The 24,102-nt window shown below is 53.7% G+C and carries 25 protein-coding genes, 1 pseudogene and 1 other annotated feature; of the genes and pseudogenes, 9 read left to right on the top strand and 17 right to left on the bottom strand.

Going from position 1 to position 24,102, the window contains the following annotated elements; genetic code table 11:
• Positions 1 to 52 precede the first annotated feature (52 nt).
• Positions 53 to 362 (top strand): annotated as a pseudogene (gene tnpA, locus EH207_RS10140) (IS200/IS605 family transposase); the annotation flags it as partial.
• A 156-nt stretch (positions 363 to 518) separates the two neighbouring features.
• On the opposite strand, the gene EH207_RS10135 reads toward tnpA, so the two are convergent.
• The 15 genes from EH207_RS10135 to hisL form a co-directional block, all read right to left on the bottom strand.
• A complete protein-coding gene (locus EH207_RS10135) occupies positions 519 to 1,166 on the bottom strand; it encodes an aspartate/glutamate racemase family protein (protein ID WP_137713897.1) in 648 nt (215 codons plus the stop codon).
• Positions 1,167 to 1,221: 55 nt separating this feature from the next.
• Positions 1,222 to 1,917 carry a dipeptidase PepE gene (gene pepE / locus EH207_RS10130; RefSeq protein WP_137713896.1) on the bottom strand — a complete coding sequence of 232 codons (696 nt, stop codon included), beginning with the start codon at positions 1,915 to 1,917 and terminating at the stop codon, positions 1,222 to 1,224.
• A 19-nt stretch (positions 1,918 to 1,936) separates the two neighbouring features.
• The gene (locus tag EH207_RS10125; RefSeq protein WP_137713895.1) at positions 1,937 to 2,617 is read right to left on the bottom strand and encodes an AroM family protein; all 681 of its coding nucleotides are present in this window, start codon (positions 2,615 to 2,617) and stop codon (positions 1,937 to 1,939) included.
• 13 nt (positions 2,618 to 2,630) lie between these two features.
• Positions 2,631 to 3,560, bottom strand: coding sequence for a DUF1177 domain-containing protein (locus EH207_RS10120; RefSeq protein ID WP_137713894.1), 930 nt, complete (start codon positions 3,558 to 3,560; stop codon positions 2,631 to 2,633).
• 69 nt (positions 3,561 to 3,629) lie between these two features.
• Positions 3,630 to 5,252 carry an OPT/YSL family transporter gene (locus EH207_RS10115; RefSeq protein WP_137713893.1) on the bottom strand — a complete coding sequence of 541 codons (1,623 nt, stop codon included), beginning with the start codon at positions 5,250 to 5,252 and terminating at the stop codon, positions 3,630 to 3,632.
• Positions 5,253 to 5,313: 61 nt separating this feature from the next.
• Entirely contained in the window at positions 5,314 to 6,057 is a 744-nt protein-coding gene (locus EH207_RS10110; protein WP_137713892.1) for an IclR family transcriptional regulator, read from the bottom strand.
• Between the two features lie 326 nt (positions 6,058 to 6,383).
• Positions 6,384 to 6,950 (bottom strand): bifunctional phosphoribosyl-AMP cyclohydrolase/phosphoribosyl-ATP diphosphatase HisIE, encoded by a 567-nt coding sequence (gene hisIE / locus EH207_RS10105; protein ID WP_425456726.1) that lies wholly within the window; start codon positions 6,948 to 6,950, stop codon positions 6,384 to 6,386.
• Positions 6,951 to 6,994: 44 nt separating this feature from the next.
• Complete coding sequence (hisF, locus tag EH207_RS10100; RefSeq protein WP_137713890.1) at positions 6,995 to 7,771, bottom strand: imidazole glycerol phosphate synthase subunit HisF; 777 nt, start codon at positions 7,769 to 7,771, stop codon at positions 6,995 to 6,997.
• Positions 7,753 to 8,490, bottom strand: a complete 738-nt coding sequence (hisA, locus tag EH207_RS10095; RefSeq protein WP_137713889.1) for a 1-(5-phosphoribosyl)-5-[(5-phosphoribosylamino)methylideneamino]imidazole-4-carboxamide isomerase — start codon at positions 8,488 to 8,490, stop codon at positions 7,753 to 7,755. Before hisA ends, hisF begins: the two co-directional genes overlap by 19 nt.
• A 6-nt stretch (positions 8,491 to 8,496) precedes the next feature.
• On the bottom strand, positions 8,497 to 9,087 hold the full coding sequence (gene hisH / locus EH207_RS10090) for an imidazole glycerol phosphate synthase subunit HisH (RefSeq protein WP_137713888.1): 591 nt from the start codon (positions 9,085 to 9,087) through the stop codon (positions 8,497 to 8,499).
• Positions 9,087 to 10,154, bottom strand: a complete 1,068-nt coding sequence (gene hisB / locus EH207_RS10085; RefSeq protein WP_137713887.1) for a bifunctional histidinol-phosphatase/imidazoleglycerol-phosphate dehydratase HisB — start codon at positions 10,152 to 10,154, stop codon at positions 9,087 to 9,089. Before hisB ends, hisH begins: the two co-directional genes overlap by 1 nt.
• Positions 10,155 to 10,170: 16 nt before the next feature.
• Entirely contained in the window at positions 10,171 to 11,241 is a 1,071-nt protein-coding gene (hisC, locus tag EH207_RS10080) for a histidinol-phosphate transaminase (RefSeq protein WP_137713886.1), read from the bottom strand.
• Positions 11,238 to 12,590 (bottom strand): histidinol dehydrogenase, encoded by a 1,353-nt coding sequence (gene hisD, locus EH207_RS10075; RefSeq protein WP_377804960.1) that lies wholly within the window; start codon positions 12,588 to 12,590, stop codon positions 11,238 to 11,240. The genes hisC and hisD overlap by 4 nt, the downstream gene beginning before the upstream one ends.
• A gap of 5 nt (positions 12,591 to 12,595) precedes the next feature.
• Positions 12,596 to 13,495 (bottom strand): ATP phosphoribosyltransferase, encoded by a 900-nt coding sequence (hisG, locus tag EH207_RS10070; protein ID WP_137713884.1) that lies wholly within the window; start codon positions 13,493 to 13,495, stop codon positions 12,596 to 12,598.
• A gap of 53 nt (positions 13,496 to 13,548) precedes the next feature.
• Positions 13,549 to 13,669 (bottom strand) — a sequence feature (His leader region).
• Positions 13,645 to 13,692 carry a his operon leader peptide gene (gene hisL / locus EH207_RS10065; protein WP_116362349.1) on the bottom strand — a complete coding sequence of 16 codons (48 nt, stop codon included), beginning with the start codon at positions 13,690 to 13,692 and terminating at the stop codon, positions 13,645 to 13,647. Its footprint overlaps the feature before it by 25 nt.
• Before the next feature lie 182 nt (positions 13,693 to 13,874).
• On the opposite strand from hisL, the gene EH207_RS10060 reads away from it, so the two are divergent.
• Together EH207_RS10060 and EH207_RS10055 are read left to right on the top strand one after the other, a co-directional pair.
• Positions 13,875 to 14,702, top strand: a complete 828-nt coding sequence (locus EH207_RS10060; protein WP_137715318.1) for an SDR family oxidoreductase — start codon at positions 13,875 to 13,877, stop codon at positions 14,700 to 14,702.
• Positions 14,703 to 14,842: 140 nt separating this feature from the next.
• Complete coding sequence (locus tag EH207_RS10055) at positions 14,843 to 15,598, top strand: flagellar brake protein (RefSeq protein ID WP_137713883.1); 756 nt, start codon at positions 14,843 to 14,845, stop codon at positions 15,596 to 15,598.
• A gap of 95 nt (positions 15,599 to 15,693) precedes the next feature.
• Here the strand turns inward: EH207_RS10055 and sbcB are convergent, their stop codons facing one another.
• A complete protein-coding gene (gene sbcB / locus EH207_RS10050) occupies positions 15,694 to 17,121 on the bottom strand; it encodes an exodeoxyribonuclease I (RefSeq protein ID WP_137713882.1) in 1,428 nt (475 codons plus the stop codon).
• Positions 17,122 to 17,364: 243 nt separating this feature from the next.
• Here sbcB and EH207_RS10045 point away from each other — a divergent pair, with 243 nt between their 5' ends.
• From EH207_RS10045 to tmaR, 5 genes are all read left to right on the top strand, one after another.
• Positions 17,365 to 18,312, top strand: coding sequence for a siderophore ABC transporter substrate-binding protein (locus EH207_RS10045; RefSeq protein ID WP_137713881.1), 948 nt, complete (start codon positions 17,365 to 17,367; stop codon positions 18,310 to 18,312).
• A 21-nt stretch (positions 18,313 to 18,333) separates the two neighbouring features.
• A complete protein-coding gene (locus EH207_RS10040) occupies positions 18,334 to 19,293 on the top strand; it encodes an ABC transporter permease (RefSeq protein WP_137713880.1) in 960 nt (319 codons plus the stop codon).
• Positions 19,283 to 20,290: an iron chelate uptake ABC transporter family permease subunit gene (locus tag EH207_RS10035; protein WP_137713879.1), complete on the top strand. Its 1,008-nt coding sequence runs from the start codon at positions 19,283 to 19,285 to the stop codon at positions 20,288 to 20,290. The genes EH207_RS10040 and EH207_RS10035 overlap by 11 nt, the downstream gene beginning before the upstream one ends.
• Entirely contained in the window at positions 20,287 to 21,045 is a 759-nt protein-coding gene (locus EH207_RS10030) for an iron ABC transporter ATP-binding protein (protein ID WP_137713878.1), read from the top strand. The genes EH207_RS10035 and EH207_RS10030 overlap by 4 nt, the downstream gene beginning before the upstream one ends.
• A gap of 129 nt (positions 21,046 to 21,174) precedes the next feature.
• Complete coding sequence (tmaR, locus tag EH207_RS10025) at positions 21,175 to 21,492, top strand: PTS system regulator TmaR (protein WP_137713877.1); 318 nt, start codon at positions 21,175 to 21,177, stop codon at positions 21,490 to 21,492.
• 44 nt (positions 21,493 to 21,536) lie between these two features.
• Here the strand turns inward: tmaR and EH207_RS10020 are convergent, their stop codons facing one another.
• Entirely contained in the window at positions 21,537 to 21,749 is a 213-nt protein-coding gene (locus EH207_RS10020; RefSeq protein ID WP_137713876.1) for a hypothetical protein, read from the bottom strand.
• Positions 21,750 to 21,798: 49 nt separating this feature from the next.
• Between EH207_RS10020 and EH207_RS10015 the strand changes: the two genes are divergently transcribed.
• The gene (locus tag EH207_RS10015; protein ID WP_175413665.1) at positions 21,799 to 24,081 is read left to right on the top strand and encodes a ComEC family protein; all 2,283 of its coding nucleotides are present in this window, start codon (positions 21,799 to 21,801) and stop codon (positions 24,079 to 24,081) included.
• Positions 24,082 to 24,102: the final 21 nt, after the last annotated feature.

The following is a 24,102-nucleotide window of genomic DNA, read 5'->3' as shown; positions in this document are numbered from 1 at the left end:
TTTTAAATAAGAGTTTTGAAACGGCGCCTGTTAAGGTGCCGTTTTTTTTATCGTGAACATTCTGGAGGCAGAATGTTTGCAGACCATATACACATGCTTCTGGAGATCCCGCCAGAGATGGGTGTATCGAGTTTTATGGGCTATCGGACGGGGAAAAGTAGCCTGATGCTCTATGAAGCATTTGGAAAGCTGAAGTCAAATATAGAAACCATGAATTTTGTGTCGGGGGGTATTACGTTGAAACAGTGGGTAAAAGTACAACAAAGAGACAGGAATAGATAAAGCACCAACTGGCGCAGGATAAATTAGGGGAACAGCTATCGAGTCCGTATCCACGAAGCCCGATTAGGGGCGGTAGGTGACCCTAAGAATGCAAATGTCAGATTGCGATGCGTCTGTTAGGGCGCGGCTGGTGAGAGAGCCTTACAGGTGCATATGAAAACCCCCGACTACGCCGGGAGGACTTAGTTTAAATGGCTTTCCTTTAACGCTATAATTTTGCTTATCTTTGATAGAAGCTATGCCACTGTGCGTTTTCCCAACCACTCCACTATGAACATGCCCGAAGTACTAACCGCGTCTATGGCAACACAACCGATAGTTTTGCGAATTTGCTCTGCCAGACCGATGGTGGACAATCCGGTACAAGAAAAAGCAATGACTACGGCGCCTTGCTCATACAGCGTTTTAGCACAAGCTAGTGCGCTGGCGCGACCCTCTGGTGTCAGCAGATGGGTGGTTTGGGTCACGCCTTCAGGCCGAGCGTAGAGTACATCTTCTCCCAGCAGGCGGCGAAACGGTGCCGGTGCCTGGTCGCCGATGCCTATAACGGCGACAGGCAGCTTTAGGTTGGCGGCTAGACGTGCGCAGGCGCTGCCTGCGCTGATTACTGGAAGAGAAATCGCCCGACGTAATTCGTCCAGTCCCGGATCGGCGGCACAGCTCAGGAAAATAGCCTGACAACCTTCCCGTTCGTAGGCTTGTCCAAGAGCGATGATTTTGGGAAGGGCTTGTGCCTCACTGCTTGCATCGAAGATGCCGTGAGGCTGATCGGGGATGCAGCGGCTGACTGTCTGCAAGCCGTATTCTTCGGCCAACAGGCGGCCATGCTCTTCCAACAGCAAGGTGTCCTGTGTGGTGAGGACACGAATAATACCCAGCGTCATGAAGAACTCCTTCTCGGATTGAGGACGGCGGCCATTTGCTTGCCCGCCTGACATGTTACAGCGCGAATGGATGGTTGACGGCCATCGTCACCGGTGGCTGCTGGGCCCGGAACAGTACCGCATCATAAGGACCGGCAAGATAGGCCGCTACCTCATCGATACGGATCCAATCGCCTTCCGGTAGGCCGACCACGACCGTATCAGATTGAATACACAGCAGTTCCTCAATACGCTGATCGCGGGTTTCTCCCTGATGTCCTTCAGGGAGCTTATTGGTGTAGTGTGGATTGATTTGAAAATCGATCAGGTGTAACGCATCGAACCCCTGCGGATCGACAATCGGCATGTCATTTGTGGTACAGATGGTCGGGCAGGCCAGATTTGCGCCTGCGCTCCAGCCGATATAAGGGGTCCCATCCGCAACGCGCTGGCGGATAGTCGTCAGCAGATCGCGTTCTCTACAGTGTTTCAACAGACTGAATGTATTACCGCCGCCGACGATAATAATCTCCGCCTCGCGCACGGCTTGTACGGCGTCGTCCACCGCATGCGCCGAGGTGAGGATAATGTCGGTGTCCGTCAGGGCGGCTTGAACTTTAGCGGCGTAGTCGTCCCAGCTTACGGTGACGCCGGCGAAAGGGATAAACACCGCCCGGCGACGATGTTGGATCAGTTGGCTAATCGGGGGCAACGCGTGTTCGAGGTAGCTTTTCCCCGGCAGTGTGCCATTGCTGAGCAGTAGTAATTGCATGTTGATTTCCTGTTTTCTGTCAGAGCAGGCTGGCGATCAGCCGGGCGATCAGCGCATTGGAAAGCAGCACCGGCAGACCGGTAGCCTGGCGCACCACATCGCGGTGACTTTCGCTATAGCCCATGCAGTCCATGATGATCGCGTCGGCCTGCTGGCTCTTGAGCGCGTGGGCCGCCGCGACCAGCTCCGTATCACTACCGTCGTAAGGAGACACGGCGGCATAGACCGGGAGTTTTCGCATTGCTTGCCATTTATGGCCTTCACTGTGCATTTGTTCCGCCAGCGGCACCAGAATGCCGGGCTGACGATCGCCCAGCAGGGCGGCTGCTACCGGCGGGACGATCGTATCTGGTTCAATCAGCCATGCCTGCCGACAATGCAGACCGTGAAACTCGCCCGTACACAACAGCAGAATGATGCCACAGCCCTGTTGTTCCAACTGATTCAGCTTTAGTTGCACCGCGTCGCGCACGGCGTTTTTACCGAGAATGACGGCGTTGCCGTCCAGCAATCGCGTGGTGAGAATGGCTTCGTCGGCCTGCGGTGCAAAGCGCTGTGCGATCTTCTCTCTTGAAAGTTCGTCCAGCACACCGACGTGAGTGCACTCCACTGTTGCGGGCAGGTGGCTCTCCAGTATCGGTGTGATATCGGGACGGGGAGCCTGACCGATGGTAAGCGTCCCCAGCCTGGTATTAAACATGGGCGACGCTCCGTTATTGGCGCTGTTGCAGGTGGGCCAAAGATCCATACAACGACAGCAGGCGCTGATATTCGTCTACGTTGTAGAAATGGCAGGCGCCACGCGTAAATTCTTTGGCAACCTCGACGACGAAACGGACGGCGTCGGCGATATCGACTTCGTGACTTGCGCCGGTGCCGCAACCGGGGACGGTGCTCTCAGTGGTGATGGCGACGCCAACGACAGGTGCAGACGTGGCGATAGATGGCTGGAGGATGCTGTTTATGTGGAACACGTCATTACCATAAGGGGTAATATCCTGCGTGGTAATTGGGAAAGTCATCGGCAGACGGCCCGTCGTCATCTCCATGATGCGCAGCAGATCTTCGGCAACGCGCAAGATATAGCCTTCTTTTACCGTCGGGGACAGCGCAAATCCTTTGTGATTAATAACGCGGTTGCCTTTGGTGGTATCGATAGACAACACGGCGTCCATTTCCGGCGACACTTCCTGTTCATTCATGTCTTCGGTTTCAACCGGAGAATCCATGAAATCCACCGGTTCATGAGGGCGGGTTGGCGCATCCGGACAGATATGGGTGCAGACAATCACGTCGCCGGGCAGACTGTCGCCCAGCGTTTGCATTTTTGCCAGTTTCATCGCCGCGGCGACGGCGGCCACGGCGCCATCGCCGTCGGAAACCAGTCCGATACGCCCAGGGCGGGCGCCGATGCCCCCTAAACGGCCGATAATGCCTAATGTCGGTGCCTGTCCGCCGTGGCGTTTGCCGACCGTACCGGGGATGACCACTTTGACGAAGTCGGTCTTCCCTTTCGGTCCGATAATTTCGCTTACGGTAACCTCGGCCTGTGGGTAGTGGGACAACAGTTCAACCACGGTCTGACCGCTGGCGTTCGCGGAATCAAGAACTTCAATCGCATTTAATGTATGTAAAAGACTCATAACCTATTCTCTTGTTGAAAAGTGATGTATCAGATGCGTTGCAACATCATGATGGCTTACCCCTTTATTTTATTTGCCTGTCCTGCTGGCGAAAATAGAGTGGAAGAAGTTATAGATAGCGTCACCGGCAATCAGACCGGCAGCAAAGACCTCCATCTGGCTGCGCATTGCCGCGCTTCCCCATTTGAGGATGGCCAGTCGCAGTGTAATCCCCAGTATCACGGCCCAGCCTGCCAGCGGGTTTGCAATCAGCAGGCCGGTTGCTAGCAGGACGCCTAACTGACGGCGTGAGCCGCCCAGCCATTGAATAATGGCGCCTGGAACCGCCCACAGCAGCAACGATGTGGCGATATCGCCTGATACGCCGGCTTTGATGGTGGCGACATACACTTTAGCGACAGGGGGAATCAATCCCTGCTGAAAGTAACTCTGGTAGGAAAAATAGACCACGGGGATAGCAACCACAAACGCGACCATGGCGGCAAACAGTTGCTGGCGGCGGCCATCCAGTTCAAAAGCGGCGTCACGTCCGTTGTCCCGCAGAATAAATCCGGCTTTGAGGTCGTATCCCATGTCGGCGAAGGCCGGACCGGTGGCGACGGAAAACGCGCACAGTACCGCCAGCGCTTGCATCGGGAAGCCGATCATCATGCCGATGATCAGCGTGATCAGCGCTACGGCGAATGCCGGAAACCAACCGGAATGCATCGCCGCAAGTCCTACGATCAATTCATGAATAAACGCGGCGAACGCGGCATAGAGCACGAAGATCAGCAACATGGTAAGCGACATTTCATTGTATAGCCCGGTACCGAAGGCAATCAGGGCGGCGAGTCCGATATAACCGATTGCGCCCATGCGCAGCGCGGAAAGGATATGGCGGCGGTCATCGTTGGCCGCTTGCAGAGCCTTGGCGGTCAATACCGCCTGCGACCCGCGTTTTCCCCGGATCAGCGCAATCACCTGAAACAGCGCTACGATCCCCGCGCCAATCATCATTCCGTGAGGAATATAGTGCTGATTGATATCAATGCCCAGTAACGGCTGGCTGTAACCGCGCAGTAAAAGGCCGATGCCGAACATCGACAGCGCCCAGATGTTGCCGATAAACGCGGTGCCCAGGGCGGACATCGGTAATTTGAAACTGGAACCGATGACGCCCAGCGCCAATCCCGCACTCAGCAACACTGCCTGTTTCCCCCCTGTATCCCCGGCTTTAATGGATTCAGCCGCGGCGACGCCGGGAGGCCAGGTGCCGGTCGCCGGAAAAATGGAAGTGTTGAACATGCGGTAAAGCAGATAGCCGTCCAGCAGCATCGCCAGCGCGACACCAATAAACATCGGCAGAATCAGGTCTGGCCGATCGAACAGCCAGGGTATGCCAATCGGCAGCAGCAGGCTGTTTGCCGCGCCGAAAGTCGCCGATGAAATGGCGGTTTGCGCCAAATTCTGCACATGAATGGAGCGAAAGCGCTGCATAAGCTGTAGCGGCACGCGTGCGATCAACATGGCAATTAACGCGCCGATGATCGACGTATTGGGGGTAACGCCGAGCGTGGTCAGCAGTTGGATGCCAATCACGGCCCCGAACAGGCTGAGGATGACCAGAAACAGCAAGGTTAACGGATTGAATGTCCGGTGATGCGCCCTGGATAATGTTTTATCCTGGTGAAAAGGTGAAGGTTGTGACATGTGATACCACTCCTGTAAACGTAATAAATGTGAGAGCGCGGTGTTGTTATGATTATCCGCATCAGCTCAACCAGTAAGGGTCGCCGTACTTCTTGCCAATCGGCATCGCCGCCTGATAGAGCTGTTCGGCCAACAGCAAGATTTCCTGCTGATCCGCCATGGAGGACGGAAAGGTGAGGCAGAACGCGATGCTCTCTTTTGTCTGTGGGTTGTGAACGGAACAACTTACGGAAGCCGTGCCAGGTACGGCCTCATTGACCGCATACGACCAGCGCTGCTGGCGAATGGTATGAATACGTTTCCGTTGCGCAGTGAAGTCGAGGGTGGTCGCGGCCTGCGGCGTCGAACAGTGTTCGGCGAGTTGTTCGTCGGAAAAACGGGAAAGCAACGCGCGGCCGGTCGAGGTTTCCCAGGCGGGAGAACGTGTACCGGGATGGGTAATAACGCGCAAAGCGTGGCGGCCGGGGATCACGCGTAATACCAGCACCTCATCGCCATCCAGTACGGAGAGATAGCCCGTATGTCCGGTACTCTGGCACAGGGCGCGCAAGGCTTGTTCAATATCGTCGGTCAGGGAAGAAACACGATGCACCAGATAGGCTGTTTCTATCAGCAGCAATCCCGGCTGATAACTGCCCGTTGCAGGATCGCGTTGCAGGAATCCGGTTTCACACAACTGTTTCAGCACCCGTGAGGCGGTGCTTTTGGGCATTTGCAAATGAGTGATGAGATCGCCTGCGGTAATGCCGCGCTTAAGTTGGCTCATCAATTTCAGGATATCGGCGGTGGTATTTAAAATGCTCATTGCATGTCTCAAAAAATGGAACATGGTTCTTATATATGAGACTTAGCAGAAAGTATGCCAACACGAGAAGGCCGTCACAAAATGGTATTGCGCAATGGAAATAGTATGGATAAATCAATTTGTTAAAAATTAAAGGGAAGACGAGCTTTTGCGGCGGCTGGGGTTGAGGGAAAAGCGTAACTGCACCAAAAACAAACGCTCAGCTTCAATATGACTCATTCAGTGCATTATTTTGGTGCTTCGTGCTAATCGTTACTTGCTGACGGCAGGGCGCATGAAAAGGGGAGGGGAAAACCGCGCACATCATCCCATGTGCGCGGGGGACGTTACTTGCTGGTGTGGCGGGCTTTCAGGCGATTGATGATGGTCGACAGATCCAAATCCTGATCCTGCAACAGAACCAGCAGGTGATACATGAGGTCGGCCGCTTCATTGGTTAACTCTTCCCGATCGTGAACCGTTGCCGCCAGTGCGGTTTCCAGACCTTCCTCGCCAACTTTCTGCGCAATACGCTTGGTGCCGCTGGCATACAAACGCGCGGTGTAAGAGCTGGTTGGGTCCGCATGTTTGCGTTCGGCTAGCAACTGCTCCAATTGATAGAGGAATGTCCAGTCGCTGGCGGCGGGGGAAAAACAACTGCTGTTGCCCAGATGGCAGGTCGGCCCAATAGGATTGGCCAGAATCAGCAAGGTATCGTTATCACAATCCGGCGTGATTGAAACCACGTTCAGAAAATGACCGGAAGATTCGCCTTTTGTCCATAACCGCTGTTTAGTACGTGAAAAGAACGTCACTCTGCCGCTTGCTTCGGTCGCGTTCAGCGCGTCCTGATTCATATACCCCAGCATCAATACTTCGCCGGAGACCGCATGTTGCACCACTACCGGCAGCATTCCGCCTGTTTTTCCCCAATCGAGTTGGTCTTTTTGCTCGTTGCTTAACACACCCGAATCTCCACGCCTTGTTGCTTAAGATATTGTTTCAGCTCACCGATATTAATGATCTGTTTATGGAACACGGACGCAGCTAGTGCGCCGTCAACATGAGCCGACTGGAACGCATCCAGGAAGTGCGCCATCGTCCCCGCGCCACCGGAAGCGATGAGCGGAACGTGGCAAACGCCGCGTACCAGATTTAACTGGTGCAAATCATACCCATTGCGTACGCCATCCTGATTCATCATGTTCAGGACAATCTCACCCGCACCGCGTTTTTGCACTTCTTCAACCCAGTCCAGGGTTTCCCAGGTCGTGACTTTAGTACGCGACTCATCGCCCGTGTATTGATTGACGTGATAGCGGCCAGTGACCGCGTCGTGCCAGGTATCAATCCCGACAACGATGCACTGCACGCCGTAACGATCGGCCAGCCGGGTAATTAATTCTGGATCGGCCAGCGCAGGGGAATTGATGGAGATTTTGTCCGCCCCGAAAGAGAGAATCTGCCCCGCTTCTTCAACGCTTTTAATTCCGCCCGCGACACAGAAAGGAATATCAATGACTTCCGCTACGCGGGATACCCAGCTCTTGTCGACCACACGGCCGTCAGATGAGGCGGTGATATCGTAAAAGACCAGTTCGTCCGCGCCTTCCTGAGCATAGCGCTGCGCCAGCGGCACGATATCGCCGATGATTTCGTGGTTGCGGAACTGCACACCTTTGACAACCTGCCCGTTACGCACGTCCAGGCAAGGAATTATCCGTTTTGCCAGCATGAAATAGCCTCCGCTACGTTAAATTTTTCTTCCAGCAACGCTCGCCCGACAATCACGCCCTGAACGCCGCTATTGCGCAGATTGGCGATATCCGCCAGGTTACCGATGCCGCCAGAGGCTTGAAAAGCGACCCGCGGAAAGCGCCGGCTGATTTCACGATAGAGTTCGACGTTTGAGCCGCTCAGCGTGCCGTCACGCGAGATGTCGGTACACAGCACATGTTTCAGGCCGAACGGCAAATACAGTTCGACGATTTGTTCAAGCGTCGCCTCTGAGTTCTCCTGCCAGCCGCTGATCGCCACCTGCTTGACACCGTCGGCGCCAATGCGCACATCCAGGGCGAGAACCAGCGCTTCGGCGCCATAGCGCGTGAACCATTGCTGCACCCGCTCTGGCTCTTTGACGGCGGTGGAACCAATCACCACACGGCGGGCGCCGGCTTCCAGCAGCGCTTCAACGTCCTGTTCATTACGGATGCCTCCGCCCACCTGAACCGGGACATGGACGCCCGACAACAATTTTTTGAGCAGCGGGATCTGACGGGCGGCAGGATCTTTGGCTCCGGTCAAATCAACCAGATGTAAAACCTGTGCGCCCTGCCGCTGATAATCCTGTAACCGCGGCAGCGGATCGCTGCCGTATTGACGCTGTTGACCGTAATCGCCCTGATGTAAACGGACGACCTGCCCGTCAATCAGATCCAAAGCGGGAATAATCATGACGATTTACATCTCCAGAAAGTTTCTCAGCAACTGAGCGCCGGCGGCGCCGGAGCGCTCAGGGTGGAATTGGACGCCAAAGAAGTTATCTTTTTCCACGGCCGCGGTAAACGCGTCGCCATAACGGGTCTGGGCGATGGTATTGGCGCAGACCGGCATGGCGTAGCTGTGCACGAAATAGAAATAAGCATTGTCATCGATATCGCGGAATAGGCGATGTCCCGCCTGCGGGAACACCTGATTCCAGCCCATATGGGGTAACGGCAGTCCGCGATCGCACATGCGTTTCACGGGTTCATCAACGATGCCCAGCGTTTGGATGCCGCCGTTTTCATCGCTGGATGTTCCGAGCAACTGCATACCCAGACAAATGCCGAGCACCGGTTGGGTACAAGCTTTGATGAGGTCGATCAGATTGCGTTCAGCCAGTTGACCCATCGCCGCCTGCGCGGTGCCCACGCCGGGTAGAAACAGCTTATCGGCATGCAGCACAATCTCGGCTTCAAGGCTGACAACCGGGTCGTAGCCCAGGCGTTGTACGGCGTAGTTGACCGAAGAGAGGTTGGCGCAGCCAGTGTCCAGAATGACGACATTCATTACAGCACCCCTTTCGAACTCGGCAACGTGTCGCCCTCTACCCGGATAGCCTGGCGCAGCGCACGGCCAAACACTTTGAATAGGCTTTCCACCCGGTGGTGATCGTTGCGCCCTTTGGTTTTCAGATGCAGGGTGCAACCCATGGCGTAAGAAAGCGAACGGAAGAAGTGTTCCACCATTTCCGTGCTCAGATCCCCCACGCGCTGGTAGCTGAACTCCGCTTTATATTCCAGATGCGGACGCCCGGAAATATCCAGCGCGCAGCGCGCCAGACATTCGTCCATCGGCAGAACGAAACCAAAGCGGCCGATGCCGCGCTTGTCTCCCAGTGCTTTGTTCAACGCTTCCCCCAGCGCCAGACCGGTATCTTCCACGGTGTGGTGGTCGTCAATGTACAGATCGCCCTTGACTTCAATGTGCATGCGGAAACCGCCGTGGGTGGCGATTTGATCCAGCATGTGGTCGAAGAAACCGACGCCGGTGTTGATTTTGCTGCCGCCTTCCCGATCCAGCCAGACGTTAACGTCAATCGCCGTTTCTCGCGTCACGCGGTTAACCTCCGCGTGCCGGTCGCGTTTCGTCAACTGGCGGGTAATATCCTGCCAGTTCAGCGTTTCACGTTGATAACGCAATCCGCTGATGCCCATGTTCTGCGCCAGTTGCAGATCGGTTTCCCGGTCGCCGATGACATAGCTGTGAGCAAGATTGATCACGCCATCGTGCAGATACTCGGTCACCAACGCGGTTTTGGGTTTACGGCACTCGCAGTTGTCCGCCGGCAGGTGAGGGCAAATCAGAATTTCCTTAAACTGAATACCCTGAGACGTCAGAATCTGCATCATGAGATTGTGCGGGGGATCGAACGTTTCCCGCGGGAAACTGGCGGTGCCCAGACCGTCCTGATTGGTGATCATCACCAGCGCATAGCCTGCTTTTTGCAGCGCCAGCAGTGACGGAATGACATCTGGCTCAAACGCCAGCTTGTCCAACCGGTCGACCTGGAAATCCTCAGGCGGTTCGGCAATCAAGGTTCCGTCACGGTCAATAAAAAGGTATTTCTGGCCCACATTGGCTCCTTAACGATTAAGCGTTGATGCCCGGCAGTGATTGCAACGCGTTGATCACGCGCTCACATTCATAACGGTTGCCGATTGTAATGCGCAAGCAACCGGTAAGTCCGGGTTGCTTATTTTGATCGCGCAGGATAATGCCTTGATCCCAGAGCGTCTGGAACACCTGGCTGGAGGTGGTAAAACGCACCAGCAGGTAATTGCTTTCACTGGAGAAAACGGTTTCGACACAGGTCAGCGCAGCCAGTTGCTCAGCCAGCCAGCGGCGGTTTTTCACCATCTCGGCCACGTTTTGCCGCATTCTGGCCACACCTTGCGCGCTCAATGCCTGCGCGGCGATGTCGGCAACCGGCAGGGAGAGGGGATAAGGGGCGATGACTTTCAGCAACATCTGGATCACGTCAGCATTCGCCAGCGTAAAGCCACAGCGCAGTCCGGCGAGAGAAAAGGCTTTTGACAGCGTACGCAGAATGACCAGATGCGGATATTCTTCAAGCCAGCCAACGGTCGATGCCTGCACACAGAACTCGATATAGGCCTCATCAATGACGACCAGCGCTTTGCCTTGCGTCAACGCCAGCAGGCGGCGCAGGTCTGGCTGTTTTATCAGATTGCCGGTCGGGTTGTTGGGGCTGCAAACATAAACCAGCTTCACGCCGTCCAGTTGCCGTTCGATTGAAGCCATGTCCAATTGCCAGTCGGCAGTGGATTGCGCTGCGCGGCGTTCAACACCAAAGGTTTCCGCACTGACGGCATACATGCCATAGGTCGGCGGACAGAAAAGGATGGCGTCTTTGCCGGGCTCGCAGAAAGCGCGAATCAGCAGTTCGATGCCTTCGTCCGCGCCGCGGCTGACCAAAACCTGCTCAGGCTGGACGCCCGCATATTCCGCATAACGGTTTATCACCGCTGCGGGCTGACACTCCGGGTAGCGGTTCAGCGTCTGCAACGTGAGTTGAAATTCCGGGGCCTGCGGATATTCGTTGGCGTTAAGCCAGACATCGCCATTGCCGCCCAGCCTGCGGGCTGACTGATAAGGTGTCAGGGCGCGTACATTGGCGCGAGCCAGTTCTTCAATACTCATGCTTGCTCCTTCAGCGCGGCGACGCGGAGAGTGACGGCGTTTTTGTGGGCGGTGAGCTGTTCGGCCTGCGCCAGCGTTTCAATGGTCGGCGCCAGTTGCAGCAACCCTTGTGGCGTTAACTGTTGCACCGTCATTCGTTTCTGGAAGTCGGCCAATCCCAGGCTGGAATAGGTCGAGGTATAACCGTAAGTCGGTAACACATGGTTAGTGCCGGAAGCGTAATCACCAGCGGATTCCGGCGACCAGTCTCCCAGAAAAACCGAACCGGCGCTGGTAATGCTGTCGACCAGCGATGCCGCGTTGCGCGTCTGGATAATCAAATGTTCCGGGCCGTACTGGTTGCTGATCTCGATACATTGCGCCAGATCGCGGGCCACAATCACGCGGCTGCTGGATAACGCCTGGCGGGCAATCTCGGCGCGGGAAAGCTGGGTAAGCTGTTGCGCCACCGCGTCGGCAACGGCTTTGGCGATGGCAGCATCGGGTGTCAGCAGGATAACCTGTGAGTCCGGGCCATGTTCCGCCTGTGAGAGTAAATCGGCCGCCACGAACGCCGGTGTCGCGCCGCTATCGGCGATCACCAGCACTTCGGAAGGTCCGGCGGGCATATCGATCGCCGCGCCATCAAGCTGTTGGCTGACCTGACGCTTGGCTTCCGTGACGAAGGCGTTGCCGGGACCAAAGATTTTGTCCACTTTGGGGACGCTTTCGGTGCCGAAAGCCATAGCGGCAATCGCCTGGGCGCCGCCGAGCTGGAACACTTCCTGTATACCGCACAGTTGAGCGGCATACAAAATTTCATCGGCAATCGGCGGCGGAGAACATAAGACAACGCGTTTGCAACCGGCGATACGCGCTGGCGTACCCAACATAAGCACCGTTGAGGGCAGAGGGGCCGATCCGCCCGGAATGTATAACCCGACGGTAGCCACCGGACGCGTGAGCTGCTGGCAGCGCACGCCAGGCTGAGTCTCAACATCGACGATGGGTAATTGCTGAGCATTGTGAAAGGTTTCGATATTACGTACGGCCACCGCCATAGCCTGTTTCACCTCTTCGCCCAGCCGGGCTGAGGCGGCGGCTATTTCCGTTTCGGTGACGCGGATGGCGTCGACCTGAATTTTGTCGAACATCGCGCTGTACTCGCGAAGTGCCCGATCGCCGCTGCTTTTCACGTTTGCCAGAATATCGTTGACGATACCGGTGATGCGCTCTGACTCGGTAATAGCCGGGCGCGTCAGCAGGTTGCGCTGCTCTTCAACGGAGCAACGCTGCCAGTCAATGAGCGTATTGAAACTACCGGGAGTACTGAGATTGACAGTACTGAGATTGGTCGTGTTGTTGGGCATCGACATCACTCCATCATTTTTTCAATTGGCAAGACCAGAATTGAGCTGGCGCCGAGCGATTTGAGTTTTTCCATGGTTTCCCAGAACAGGGTTTCGCTGCTGACCATGTGCATAGCGACGCGGCTTTGATCGCCAGCCAACGGCAGAACCGTTGGACGTTCGGCACCCGGCAATAATGAAATGACTTCTTCCAGGCGCTCGCTTGGCGCGTGCAACATAATATATTTTGATTCACGGGCCTGAATAACGCCCTGGATACGCGTCAGTAATTTGTCAATCAGCGTTTGTTTATCGGCGGGCATTTCACCATCACGCTGAATCAGGCAGGCTTTGGAACGATAGATGACTTCTACTTCGCGCAGGCCGTTCGCTTCCAGTGTTGCACCGGTTGACACCAGATCGCAAATCGCGTCTGCCAGCCCGGCGCGCGGCGCGACTTCAACGGAGCCATTCAACAGGCAGGATTTGAAGCTGATGGATTGACGATCGAGATATTGCTTGAGCAGGTGAGGATAGGACGTGGCGATGCGTTTGTTTTGCAGACACTGCGGCCCGGTATACTCATCGTCAAGCGCCACGGCCAGAGACAGGCGGCAACCCCCGAAATCCAGACGGCGCAGGGTAAAGTAGCGCGGATCTTCGCCCTGAGCGCGGCGGTTGAGCAACTCTTCCTCCAGAACGTTTTCCCCAATAATCCCCAAATCGACAACACCATCCATAACCAAACCCGGGATATCATCATCGCGGACGCGCAGAATATCGATCGGCATGTTCTCAGCTAAAGCGATGAGACGTTGTTGCTGTAAATTGATTTTAATGCCACAACGAGCCAACAGTTCGCGTGAGTCGTCGCTCAGACGACCAGACTTTTGCATTGCTATCCGTAAACGTGTTTTATCCAGCATGGAAACCTCATTAACCTGTCAAATTAAATACTTTTTTTAAAAAACATGGGCCAATAAAAAAGCCCTCGGAAGCAATCTTCCGGGGGCTCTCTTTTCGCTCTACACCACTGGAAGATCTGAACGTCTTCCAGCACCAATCGCCTGAAAGACTAGTCAGGATGATGGTGATGATGGTGGTTAAATAGAACGCATGTCATAAATTGTCTCTTGGTGATACCAGTCTACTACTGCCTGCCGGATAACCTAAACCATGTAGTGGTCTTTGCGCAACACTTTTTTACTTAAGAGGACGATTGGCAAGGCAATGTTGTTACAGGCTATAGTAGCGAGACGAATCGTAGCGAGATGGATGCCGCGTTGGATTTGGGGGGAGTAAATGATGAAAAAAGTGGCGATTGTCGGATTGGGCTGGCTGGGTATGCCGCTGGCATTAGCGTTGAACGGGCAGGGCTACCAGGTTGTCGGCAGTAAAACGACGATTGATGGCGTTGAAGCCGCCCGGATGAGCGGTATCGAGTGCTATCTGCTTCAACTTACTCCCGAATTGGCATGTGATGCCGATGAACTGAACGCGTTATTGCAGGTGGATGTGCTGATTATCACGCTTCCCGCCAGCCGAACCGCGAAAGGCGGGGAAGGTTATGCCCAGGCGGTGCGGCAATTGGTTAATACGGCCCGCGTTTTTCATGTGCCGCGCATTATGTTCACCAGTTCGACGTCCGTCTATGGCGGCACCGTGGGAACGGTAAAAGAAAACTCGCCGTTAAACCCGGTCACTCGCGCGGGCAACGTGCTGGTATTGCTTGAGCAATGGTTACAACATCTGCCAGACACCGACGTCGATATTCTGCGTCTGGCGGGACTGGTTGGCGGTGAACGTCATCCTGGCCGTTTTCTGGCGGGGAAAACGGGATTACCTGACGGGGCTCACGGTGTGAATCTGGTTCATCAGGAAGATGTGATATCGGCGATGCAACTGTTGCTGAAACGGCCGCATGGCGGGCATCTTTATAATCTTTGCGCGCCAGCGCATCCCGCCAGACAGGATTATTATCCCGCTCAGGCTCGCAAACTGAATTTGCCGCCGCCGCAATTTGCTGCGGGTGACAACACGGTTCCAGAACGTCTGGTTGACGGCCAGCGGATTTGTCATGAGCTCGGGTTTGAATATCAATACCCCGACCCGATGACGATGCCGCTAAATTAATCAGTTCGGCTGTTCGGACGCTTGGCTGGTTGATTTTCCTAAAGTTGGATGCCCGTTGTGCCGATACCGTTTGTACCGATTTGTATCTTGTGGTTCATTAAGGATATGCATCAATATATACCATTGGTTATAGGGCGGGGATGAAAGCAGTGGATGAAAATATAAATGAACAGTTTGTTAAACGAAATAAACTGGCTATCTGCGCGACGCTACGCGAATTAAAGAAAAATGACACGGCCGTAATGATTAATCACTCTCATGGTCAGTTTATCAGTAAAATTCTCGAGGTGATGCCCAATAATGATATCTTTGTTTTTGACCTAGGTAGTGTGGAGCACGAGAACAGTCGGGCGTTGTATGCCGGTTCGCTGTCTTTTGTCGCTGAACCGGCGGGCGCTAAAGTCGAGTTCAAGGCGGAAATAGTTCGTACTGTCGATTTTCAAGGATTTCCGGCGTTTACCGCAGCCATTCCCGAGCAGCTTTATTTTATTCAACGCAGAAACTATTTTCGCATCAATACCCCATTATGGCCGCCGCTAATCTGCCGTGGGGAATTACCCGATGAAAGTCATTTTCAATTCACGATCAAAGATCTCTCTCTGGGGGGACTGAGTTTGTGCACTGATCGTGATACGTCAGATTTGTTGAAACAAGGCGATATTATTGAAAAGGTTGAGATGGACCTTGATGAATATGGATTCTTTTGTGTCGACTTACAGTTTATCGGCCAGTCTGCGGTGAAAGCTGTCGATAACAAAGGTGAAATTAAACTCACCCAGCGCCTGAGCTTTAAATTTCTGGCTTTATCCGCCGCGCAGGAGCGCGATTTACAGCAGATTATTTTTGATCTCGAAAGATTACAGATTGAGAAAAAGAAGAAATTTCAGGATATGTAATTTTTTGCTACCACCTTTTCTTCCGCTTTACTATGGCGGGTATCCAGCCCGCCACCTTATCAAACCGCCGTTCGCCATGATTGGAAGACTAGCCGTCAACGGGTCAATGCCTGGGCATGGGCAAAGAGCGCTTTAATTAATTCGGTTTTTTGTTTATCCCCCTCGTAGCGCTGATAAAGCGTATCCAATTCCGCAATGTATTCTTGTAGCCGCTCAGCGGAAAATATCGCCTGCCGGTGACGTAACCAACGCTGTTGTTCACCATGATCGAGCGTGCTGGGGAAGTTACGGGCACGATAGCGGAACAGCAGCGGCTCCAAACGGTTATCAACAAATTTGAGATCCAGCGCCGGGAGATTCTGTGGCGCCGTTTCTTGGATAATTTTCATGGACATACGATCCGCATCACCGAAAAAGCCATCGTACAGCCGGAGATCGACATCGCTGGCGGGCGGGAACGCCGCAGATTCGGCAAACAGTTCAACGACTTTTTCCCTGACCTGCGTGTTCTGTCGCAGCAGAGCCAGATTATCCAGACAGCGCTGACGTTCAATCCCCAGCCGAGCGGCGTCTTCCGGCCGCAGCGTGCTGGCAGGCGCAAGAACCGGACATTTGTTGATATGAACCAGCTTGATCGGCACCGGGCTCTGATCGTCGGCCAGTTGTTCCCGCCGCGTATACAGGCGTTCACGTAACGCGTCGACGGTCAGGGTCATCAAGGGGGACATATCACCAGTCAGATCGCACATGATGACGGCATTCCGGTTATCCGGGTGCCAGGCGAGCGGCACTACCCAACTGGTGTTGCCTCTTGCCGCGCCGAACATACCGGAAACATGCACAAGCGGCTTCATTCGCGGAATATCAATCAACTGGCTGACTTTGTTCTTATTACGTAGCTGGAACAGATAATCGAAAAGCTTGGGCTGAGCCTGTTTCAGCAATTTTGCCATGGCAATTGTGGCATAGACATCGGACATCGCGTCATGAGCGTGTTCGTGCGCAACGCTGTTGGCTTTAGTCAGATGCTCCAGCCTGAAGCTGGGTAACCCCTCCTCGTTTTCAGGCCAGATAATGCCTTCAGGACGCAAGGCGTAACACGCACGCAACGCATCGAGTAAATCCCAGCGGGAATTGCCGTTCTGCCAACTGTAAGCATAGGGATCATAAAAGTTGCGGTAAAAAATATTACGGCTGACTTCATCATCGAACCGGATATTGTTGTAACCCATAATACAGGTGCCGGGCACGCTGAAAGCATCGTGAATATGGCGGGCAAACTCGGCTTCATTCACCCCTTTGATCATGGCCAACTGGGGGGTGATCCCGGTGATCATCACTGCTTCGGGTTCAGGCAGATAGTCATCGGTCGGCTTGCAGTAAATAATCAGCGGATCACCAATGATATTGAAGTCCATATCAGTGCGGACACCGGCAAACTGTGCGGGACGATCGCGTGCCGGATGCTTGCCGAACGTTTCGTAGTCGTGAATGAAAAAAGTGGGGAGTGTTTTATTGGCCATATTTACATTTGACGAAATATACATTCTCAGGCGAAAACCGGTAACAAAGTGCTAAGGATAGCATTGAATAACGTTTTCTATCGCGCTTTCCTGATGTGTGTCAATTTCCACGATCCCATAATCGCTGGTCATCTGTACGCGCGTTCGGTTACAATTTTATTTCTTAATACGAATGATAATTAAATGCTTTACTGCTTGAAGATCTCTTAGACAGCCATAAGAAAAAACGACCAGGAGGGGAAAATGCGGGTAAACGTAGCGATTGCGGTGAAAGCAACATTAGTGGCGTCAATGCTGGCGCTGGCCGGGTGCGATCAGCCATCATCAACGAGCGAAGAAACACGTACGATCAGTATCGAGCATGCTCAGGGAACGACTCAGGTGCCGCAGCCGCCTAAAAAGGTCATCGTTTTTGACCCGGCGATCCTGGACACGTTGGATGCACTGAAAGTGAATGTTGCCGGGGTGCCGAAGAGTGGTACGCATTTACCCGATTTTCTCTCCAAATATAGCGGCGCTGACTATCTTGACGCGGGTACGTTATTTGAGCCGAAATATGAGGCGCTTAGCAGCGCCGAGCCGGATCTGATTATTGCCGGCGGACGTACCCGCGACGCCTATGACAAACTGAGCGCCATTGCGCCGACCATATCCATGGATGTTGATGAACATCAGTTCATGAACAGTTTTGCCCAGCGTATCGAACAACTGGGCGCGATTTTTGATAAAGAAGAGGAAGCCAAAAAACAACTGGCGGACTTCAGGCGGAGTATCGCCCAAACACGCGAAAAAGCGGCTAACGCAGGCAATGCGCTGGTGCTGATGGTAAGCGGTGGAAAGATTTCTGCCTATGGTCCTAAATCCCGTTTCGGCTTTGTTTTCGATGAGCTGGGATTTAAGTCGGCGACCGAATTCCCTGACGCCGGACGTCATGGCAATGTGGTGACGTCTGAATTCTTGCTGAGCGTAAACCCTGAGTGGTTGTTCGTATTGGATCGCGACAGCGCGATCGGTCGTCCCGGCAACGAGTCCGCACAGCAGGTGCTGAATAATCCGCTGATTAGTAAGACGGCGGCATGGCAGAACAATCGTATTGTCTACCTTGATTCCGCTTCGCTTTATATCGCGGGCGGTCTGCAAAGCTATCAGGCGCTGATTCGTGATGTGAACGCCGCGCTGGATGAAAAATAACGGTCAGGTCGCGGCAGCATAATGAGATCTCTCTACTTTTTGCTTGGTATGGTGTTACTTGGCGGCATGATTATCATCAGCCTATGCATTGGCGCGGGGCAGATGAACATGCAGGCGGTTTGGCGCGATCCGGCAATGCGCGATATTTTCTTTATCAGCCGCGTACCGCGTACGCTGGCGTTGCTTCTGGCAGGCAGCGCCATGAGCGTGGCCGGTTTGATTATGCAATTGCTGACCCAGAACCGTTTTGTCGAGCCCTCGCTGGCTGGCACTACCCAGTCCGCCGGTCTGGGATTGTTGGTGGTCATGGTGCTGGCGCCGAGTGCGTCTATCTTTATCAAGATGATGGTCGCCAGCCTTTTTGCCCTGGCCGGCGCCTTGCTGTTCATGCTGTTGCTGCGGAGCGTGGTGCTTAAATCGGCACTGGTTGTGCCGCTGGTGGGCATCATGCTGGGGGCGGTGATTAGCGCGATCACCACATTTGGCGCGATGCATTTTGATTTGTTGCAGGCATTGGGAAGTTGGGAGTCAGGCGATTTCTCCGGTGTGCTGCAAGGACGTTATGAATTGCTGTGGGTAGTCGGTCTGCTGATGCTGGTGGCTTGCTGGATTGCGGACCGTTTTACCGTCGCGGGAATGGGGCGGGAATTCTCCGTCAACGCCGGGCTTAATTACCGGCAGGTGATGTTAATGGGGCTGTCGATCATCGCCGTCATCAGCGGCGTGGTGGTGGTGGTGGTCGGCAGTCTGCCTTTCCTCGGCCTTATCGTCCCCAATTTGATCAGCATGTTATTAGGCGATAACGTGCGTAAAACCCTTCCCTGGGTGTGTCTGCTTGGTGGTGGTTTGGTGCTGTTCTGCGACATCATCAGCCGGGTAATTCGTTATCCGTTTGAAATTCCCGTGAGCGTGATTCTCGGTGTTATCGGCGCCTCCGTTTTCCTTCTTTTACTGTTAAGCCAAAAACGTCATGTCGGTTAACGAACGTAATACAGCACTGTCTGCTGTCTGCTGCAAAAGGCAAGCGGGGTTGTCTTCTCGCCAGCGTCTGGGGTGGTTGGCGGCAATATCGCTGGGGCTGATGGTGATATTTATGACGATCAACCTCGGCAGCAACCTGCGCTACATTATAGTTCATCGCGGGTTGATGATGACCACCATGTTGCTTGTTGCGTTTGCCGCCAGCGCCTCGACGGTACTGTTTCAAACGGTCACCAACAAACGTGTTTTGACGCCGTCGATTATGGGATTTGAAGCGCTGTTTGTACTTATTCAAACGGTACTGGTCTTTGTGTTTGGGGGAGGGGGTGTACCGTGGCTGGGGGTGGAGGGCAAATTTGCTCTTGAAGCGGCGCTGCTGATTCTGTTTTCTGCGCTCCTTTACCGCTGGTTATTTACCGGTAGCCGTAACAATCTTCATCTGGTGCTGTTGGTGGGGATCATTTTCGGTACGCTATTTCGCAGTATGTCGGGACTGATGCAGCGTTTACTGACGCCAAGCGAGTTTGCCATTTTGCAGGGAAGGATGTTTGCCACCTTTACCCGGGCGGCGCCTGAATTGATAGCCTTGTCTGCGGTAATTACCGTGATAGTTGCATTGGCCATATGGCGCATGCGTTATCGTTTCGATGTGCTGGCGTTGGGGCGCAATACGGCCATTAATCTGGGAATGGACTATAAACGCAGCGTAACCATCATCCTGCTGCTGGTCTCCGTGCTGGTGGCAATATCAACCGCGCTGGTGGGGCCCTTAACCTTCCTCGGATTCATGGTCGCTAATTTGGCGTATCTGGTTGTCGGTTCCAGCCAGCATCGGCTTTTACTGCCTGCGGCTTTTCTGCTGGGCGTGATCGCGCTGTTGGGGGGACATCTGATTCTGGAGCACCTTCTCGATATGGCCGGCGCGTTGTCCGTTGTCATTGAATTCATCGGCGGTTCGCTGTTTATCTTTTTGTTGCTTAAGAAGGTTTCCGTGTGATTGAGATCGGTAATGTAACCAAAACTTACAATAATGTGGCAGTATTGAAAAATGTTAGCGCCACCATTCCCCGAGGCGGCGTCACCTCGATTATTGGTCCGAACGGCGCGGGGAAATCGACGTTATTATCCATCGTCAGCCGACTGTTGGATGCCGATCACGGTCGGGTAAACGTCAATGGCATGGATGTGACGACTACGCCGAGCGATAAACTGGCGACCTGCCTGTCGGTGTTACGGCAGGAAAACCAGTTTACCAGTCGGTTAACGGTTGAGGAACTGGTTGGGTTTGGACGCTATCCTTATACTAAAGGCCGCCTGAATGCGGACGACCGCGAGCGCATCGCCGCTGCGCTGGCGTTTCTCAATCTGACCGAACTCAAAGACCGTTTTTTAGATGAGCTTTCCGGCGGACAGCGGCAACGGTCCTACGTGGCGATGGTGTTGTGTCAGGATACGGAATACGTGCTGCTGGATGAACCGCTGAATAATCTGGATATGAAGCATGCGGTAGCAATGATGAAGCAAATCCGTCGTGCTGCGGATGAGCTGGGTAAAACGATTGTGCTGGTTATTCACGATATCAATTTTGCGTCCGCTTATTCCGATTACATTATCGCCATGCGAAAAGGGCAGATTATATACAGCGGCAAGCCGGAAGAGATAATGGTGTCCGAGATCCTTGAGGATATTTTTGATACTGAAGTCGCGATTGAGCAGGTTCATAATCAGCGCATCGCTGTGTATTACCGATGATTAACCGATAGATGGCATAAAAACGTTCGGTCGCTGACAGTGAAACACCTGTAACTTGAAAGGTGGCGGGGTTAAACTGTATGGTGAGCACATAAAGAATCTATGTATGACTTAAGTAAGGGTAAAGAAATGGATAAGGACACTAAGCCGTGTTTCCAGGATGTGCTGGAATTTGTGCGCATGTTCCGTCGTAAGAATAAATTGCAGCGCGAGATCGCTGATAATGAAAAGAAAATCCGTGACAACCAGAAACGTGTTTTGCTGCTGGATAACCTTAGCGAATATATCAAGCCGGGTATGAGCATTGAAGATGTACAAAGCATCATTGCGAATATGCGTAGTGACTACGAAGACCGTGTTGATGACTACATCATTAAAAATGCTGATTTGTCGAAAGAGCGTCGTGAACTGTCCAAGAAACTGAAAGCGATGGGTGAAGTGGAGTAACCTCATCCTTCTTAATGCCGTCTCTGTCGACGGGACGGCCATTGTCAATGGGATCGCATCAGCGATCCCTTTTTGTTGTCATCCGCTTTATTCTTTTGTCCCAAACGATCCGCTCCCCCACTCAGTGTAACGCCGCCATTGGATTCCCCTTCGCCTGCTGCCTGCAACGCCTTGCAATCGCGAATGTTTGTTGCGTAACGGATTCCGGTTTTTATCTTTTTCTCTGGTCTGAGTGCAGAGGGGGCGACATGATTCATGGTGAAGCGCGCATTAAAGGGAATGCGTATTTTTCCAGGGACAGGCGCAATGAAAAAAATATCGGTAGATTGCCTTGCCATCGCGGTTGTTTTAGGGGTTTTGCCCCTGGCGATACTGCCTGCCGTACCCCCATCCGCTGTATTAGGGCTGGGGATAATCCTGGCTGTCACACGGGTGCTGACCGGCAAACGCTGTTTTCTACAGGTCATGGCGGCCGTCACCCTTTTCGGTTTTTGTTGGGCGGGGTTGGCGGCTCAGACGCTGCTCAAACAAGTCGATCGGCTGGCGTTACAAACCGTGAATGCCATCGTCACCCTTAGCAGCGTACGTTTTAACGAGCTTGATAAAAACCAGGTCATTGTCAGACTGGATAAAATTAATCAACGTTGGATATTTCCACCGCTCTATGCGCGGGTAACCCTGTCGAACGGCATGCGGAACTGGTGTGGCGGTCAACGGTGGGCGGTGAGCGCGAACTTGCGTCCTGTCCATAGCCGCCTGAATGAAGGCGGGTTCGACAGCCAGCGATGGGCACTGTCGAAACGCCAACCCCTGACGGGAAGAATTGTGTCAGCGCAGGTTCTCGATTCTGAATGTGGTTTTCGCCAGCGTATTTTTTCGCTGGCGGAGCAGCAAACGGCGGCGTTGCCGTGGCGCGCTATTTTGCTGGCGTTAGCGTTCGGCGAAATGAAAACGGTGAAGCCGGCAACCAGGGAGATTTTACAGAAAACCGGAACCCTGCATTTGATGGCGATTTCCGGCCTGCATATTGCGCTGGCCGCAGGGTTTGGCTGGGCGCTGGCGCGGGGCATGCAATACGGTTTTCCCTCGCATCGAATAGGCTATCGATTTCCCTTGTTAACCGGCGTGATAATGGCCTGGATCTATGTCTGGCTGGCAGGCGGGAATCCCCCCGCGGTCAGGGCGGCATTGGCGCTGTCTGTATGGATGGCGCTGAAAATCAGAGGCGTGCTCTGTTCGCCGTGGCAAGTCTGGCTGTGGTGTGTGGCGATTATTTTGCTCTGCGATCCCCTCAGCGTGCTGTCTGACAGCTTCTGGCTCTCCTGTCTGGCCGTCGCCTCGCTCATTTTCTGGTTTCAGTGGGCGCCATTGCCCCTTCGTTGCCAAACGCGATTTCGCTGGTTCTGGTTACGATGGATACATTTGCAAACGGGGATTTCTCTGCTGCTGATGCCTTTACAACTCACCATGTTTCATGGCTTCAGCCTGATGTCTTTGCCAGCCAATCTCTGGGCGGTTCCCGTGGTGTCGCTGATTACCACGCCGCTTATTTTGCTGGCCTTGCCCATGATGCCTTTCACGACATTGAGTCACTGGTTATGGAGGATGGGAGACGGGTCGTTGAGCGTGGTGTTTATTCCGCTTGCCTATTTGCAGGCTGGCTGGGTACACCTTGAATCATCCCTGTTGATGGGCAGTGTTGCAGGTTGGCTGATGGTCGCTATTTGGCGTTTTGAATGGTGGAGAAACTGTCCCGCCGCGGTAGGGAGTTTGGTCGTCCTTCTGGTGATGTCGCGGGTAAAGAGTGATGTCCCCAATTGGCGGGTCGACATATTGGATGTGGGGCATGGTCTGGCGGTTGTCATTGAGCGTGACGGCAAAGCGGTTCTTTATGATACCGGAAATCGGTGGGAGGGCGGCGATATGGCGGGGCGGGAGATATTACCCTATTTGCGCTGGCGCGGCCTCAGCGTGGAAAAAATTATTTTGAGCCACAGCCATACGGATCACTCCGGTGGTTTTGAAAGGCTTCGTCAGGCTTATCCCGCAGCAGCTATTTATAGCTCCTTTAACCAGGAGGGGCACTTGCCTTGTTTGCAAGGTGATGTCTGGAACTGGCGGGGACTAACCTTCACCGTATTGTGGCCGGCTACTCTGGTGGACAGAGCGGAAAATAATGATTCGTGCGTGATACGTATCGATGATGGTAAATATCGGGTTCTGCTGACGGGGGATATTGAGTCTGATACGGAGAAAAAGTTGGTTAAATGGCAGAGAAATGCGTTAACGGCGGATTTGTTACAAATTCCGCATCATGGAAGTCGCAGTTCTTCTTCCCCGCCTTTTATTCGTGCCGTTAATGCCCGGTACATCGCGGCGTCGGCAGCGCGTTATAATCCGTGGCGGCTGCCTGCGCCGAAAGTCGTCGAGCGATATCGGCAGCAGGGTTACGGATGGTTGGATACGGCGGCCTATGGGCAACTGAGCGCTCGTTTTTTCAACGATTCATGGCAAATTTTACGTTTCAGGGAGCAAATATCACCCCGTTGGTATCATCGGTGGTTTGGCGTAAAGCATTATAATGAGTAAAATAGGCGGCTATTTCTCTTT

The sequence above is a fragment of the Brenneria rubrifaciens genome, assembly GCF_005484945.1.
Taxonomy (GTDB): Bacteria; Pseudomonadota; Gammaproteobacteria; order Enterobacterales; family Enterobacteriaceae; genus Brenneria; species Brenneria rubrifaciens.
This window is presented reverse-complemented; position numbering and strand designations above follow the sequence as displayed.